This is a genomic window from Salinivibrio sp. MA427, from assembly GCF_001996115.1.
GTDB lineage: Bacteria > Pseudomonadota > Gammaproteobacteria > Enterobacterales > Vibrionaceae > Salinivibrio > Salinivibrio costicola.
Map to the genome: position 1 here is coordinate 1 of NZ_MUFH01000367.1, position 3,618 is coordinate 3,618.

At 46.9% G+C, this 3,618-nt stretch carries 5 protein-coding genes; all 5 read right to left on the reverse strand.

Annotated elements, in window-relative coordinates; all coding sequences use genetic code 11:
* The coding region (locus BZG79_RS14525) for a hypothetical protein (RefSeq protein WP_199877948.1) at positions 1-224 on the reverse strand (224 nt) is incomplete at its 3' end.
* Positions 224-1,069 carry an RHS repeat-associated core domain-containing protein gene (locus tag BZG79_RS14530; RefSeq protein ID WP_242414207.1) on the reverse strand — a complete coding sequence of 282 codons (846 nt, stop codon included), beginning with the start codon at positions 1,067-1,069 and terminating at the stop codon, positions 224-226. The genes BZG79_RS14530 and BZG79_RS14525, both read right to left, overlap by 1 nt.
* Positions 1,070-1,581: 512 nt before the next feature.
* Entirely contained in the window at positions 1,582-2,253 is a 672-nt protein-coding gene (locus BZG79_RS14535) for a hypothetical protein (RefSeq protein ID WP_077774758.1), read from the reverse strand.
* Between the two features lie 68 nt (positions 2,254-2,321).
* Positions 2,322-2,585 (reverse strand): hypothetical protein, encoded by a 264-nt coding sequence (locus BZG79_RS14540; protein ID WP_077774759.1) that lies wholly within the window; start codon positions 2,583-2,585, stop codon positions 2,322-2,324.
* A gap of 2 nt (positions 2,586-2,587) precedes the next feature.
* Positions 2,588-3,364, reverse strand: coding sequence for an RHS repeat-associated core domain-containing protein (locus tag BZG79_RS14545; protein ID WP_108743312.1), 777 nt, complete (start codon positions 3,362-3,364; stop codon positions 2,588-2,590).
* Positions 3,365-3,618 lie beyond the last annotated feature (254 nt).

Here is a 3,618-nt window from a genome sequence, read left to right on the forward strand (position 1 = left end):
CCTATATTGTTACTACCTACTCCATCATTGACAAAAATTTCAAATGAGTAAAGACCATCATCTACTCCAAAAACAGGTAATACCTTTCTATTTTCAACTAACGCCCCCCCATCGTTCTCTCTTAGATATTTTAGAACATTGTTATGATCTAGCACATCCTTCATAAAGGCAGTAACGTCTTTCTTAGAAAAAAAGACAAAAGACTTTAATTCTGGAAATAACATTATTTACACCCTTTTTTATTTTTAAGTTGTAGTTGATGCCACTCTTCCAATTTATCAAAGGCTTGTAAAGGTGTGACATTTTCAGCGAGGACTTCTCCAGTCGCAGGTATCTTCAAGCTGCCTTTTATCCAATCGACATCACCTAAACCAGCCTTACTTGCTGACAATAACTCCTCCGGGCTTCCTGTCCATGGACCTTGAACTTTTCCTACATAAGGCCTTTGTGCCCGATGAATCGCTTCATGCGAACCAGGAGTGTATGGTTCATCAAAGAAAAAAGTAGGTGTCGTCGAGTTAGAAGCCAAATGGTCCCACCCAACACTTGCAGCTTTATTTTTGTAGATCAGATGATGCCCTTGTTTAGTTGGATTAGGCCAAGGCATTAACCCCAACGGATCCACCCACTCTAGTGGGTTGGCAACATACGCCTGCGGCCTCAACCCGCCCGCAAACCCTATCGGGTCAGGGCTAAGATACTGGCCACTGTCTGCATCGTAATAACGGTTTACGTTATAGTAAAGGCCCGATTCTGGGTCTTCGAGTTGCCCTTGGTAGCGAAGGTCACACTTTATACTGTCGTTGGCCGCTTCTTCGCGTCGTTGCCAGTGGCGTTGTGATTGCCCGTGATAATGGCCCCATAGCGCTTGCTCGCCCCGCCAAACAATATCACCTTGTTCATTACACAGCTCTTGCGGTGTGCCCGCGTGGTCGGTCACGATGTAATGCAGCTCGCTGCCTTGCTCATGGTGGGTCACTTGCGCCATCGGGCGGAAGCTGCCGGGCTCGTAGAGGTATTCTGTTTGCTGTAGGACTTGCCCATCAGCCGTAGCCTGTTGCTGCTGCACGATGTGCGCGCCGTCCCACAGGTAGTGAGTCTGTGTGTCGCTGTGTGCACATTCTTTGGCGATACGTCACCCAAACAGGTCGTAACGGTAGCGATACCGCGTGCCAGCTAAACTAGGTTACTCAGTCCTCAGCTGACACTACGTGATTACAACGTACAAACTGGCGAAACATTGGCCAACGTGAAAGCGATGGGCGAAGTCAATCAGACTCGGTATGCCTGTTAGTTACCGAGTTGATTGATGGGAGTAATTCCAATGGGATCAGTGTATTAGCTAAATGATTTGATCAGCAACGCCATTGAAAAATGAACATTCGTGTGCTTGCCCTGACCTAACACTTAAACAAATACTTTATATGCAGAATCACCTTCGTATGTAGTAACAATGTCAACGTTTTCAGCTGACGTCATAGANATGGGAGTAATTCCAATGGGATCAGTGTATTAGCTAAATGATTTGATCAGCAACGCCATTGAAAAATGAACATTCGTGTGCTTGCCCTGACCTAACACTTAAACAAATACTTTATATGCAGAATCACCTTCGTATGTAGTAACAATGTCAACGTTTTCAGCTGACGTCATAGATATAGACTGTTTTCCTAACAATACTATTCCAGTGTTATTTAGCTGATCATTTACTTGATACAAAACAGACACATTTCCAGCCTCTAATTGCTTAAAAAACTTATTGTCTGGAACAAAATATCTTGTCCTGGCTAAAAAAGAAGAATGCTCTTCATCAAGAGCATTTAACAGAGTATCTTCATTTTCATTACCGAGTAGAAGCAATACTCCGCCATCTGAAGGCTGTACCCCTAGCGGCGGCCAAGAATCTATCTCGCTTAATTTCAATTCCTTAAAGGCAAGATAGTGGTCATTTCTAACAGAGGTTTTCCATCCGCTCTTTAAGTATCTTTTTTCTATAACCTTTGCCGCAACTTGGGATCTACCGGGTAAGTTAACTAGCCAAGACACAACAACCACAGCTTTCAAGTCTATCTGATTTAATAGCTCACAAATCAACATAGAGACCGAGTCGGATGAACAGTCCTTGCTTACAAAGCTGTAACGATTAAGTACACGGCCTTTTGATTGATCAGAAACTAGTTCATCCGAGCCTCTCTTCTTTTCGTACAACGCTGCGTTGTTCGCTATAGGCTCTTCTTTGCCAAATTCAAACACCGTTCACCTATTATTTTGAGGGTTATGAGTTGATGGATAAGTATGGTGAGTTGTCCCCCCAGGGGTATCTACACCATAGTGAGGAGGAATATTATCTTTTTTATGCCCATATGGGTCGTGATGGACAGTTCTCCCTGTATCAATCGAACGAACTTCGGTACGAACTCCAGGATCCCCCTGCGGTGACCTTGATCCAGGTCTTGAAGGTTGATCAGGAAGCTGTTCTCGGCCTCCATGTTTCCCCATCCCAGCTTGGCGCTCTGCAGCTCTTCTTGCGGCCTTTTGTGATGGATGAGAAACATCTTTTCGTCCACCCTTTGCAACCTCTTCATCCTCACCTCCATGAGCAGCACCCAACCAGCCCCAACGGATCCACCCACTCTAGTGGGTTGGCAACATAGGCCTGCGGCCTTAACCCTCCCGCAAACCCTATTGGGTCCGGGCTAAGATACTGGCCACTGTCTGCATCGTAATAACGGTTTACGTTATAGTAAAGGCTCGATTCTGGGTCTTCAATTTGTCCTTGGTAGCGAAGGTCACACTGTACGCTGTCGTTAGCCGCTTCTTCGCGTCGTTGCCAGTGCCGTTGTGATTGCCCATGGTAATGGCCCCATAGCGCTTGCTCGCCCCGCCAGACAATATCACCTTGTTCATTACACAGCTCTTGCGGTGTGCCCGCATGGTCGGTCACGATGTAATGCAGCTCGCTGCCTTGCTCATGGTGGGTCACTTGCGCCATCGGGCGGAAGCTGCCGGGCTCATAGAGGTATTCGGTTTGCTGTAGAACTTGCCCATCAGCCGTGGCCTGTTGTTGCTGTACAATGTGCGCGCCGTCCCACAGGTAGTGAGTCTGTGTGTCGCTGTGCGCACATTCTTTGGCGATGCGTCGCCCAAACGGGTCGTAACGGTAGCGATACCGCGTGCCGTTGGGCAGTTCAATGTGGGTTAAGCGGTCATCCGCGTTCCAGCTAAACCGCGTCACCTGTGGCCGGTAACCCGCTTTATGCTCTGTTTTTTCAATCACGCGGCCGCAAGCATCATAGCGATAACGAAAACGGCCCGTTTCTAATACACGCCCTGCGCGGTCATGGCGGCGTTTTTGGCGTTGCACTCGAGTATGTGGAAGGCATCATAAAAGTGGATGCCTCCAATATAATACTGGAACGTGACGCTATCGCAGCTAATTAGCAACGTTGAAGATCGACTTGATGATCATATAAATATATGAAAAATTGGCTGACACAGAATATTGAACACCCTCGTGCAGAATTGGAACCTGACATTGTCCCAACTGAGCATCCACTTCGAAGGACGGTTCGACGACTACGTAGATCTTTAAACGTTGGGTGACACAGAACTATGAAC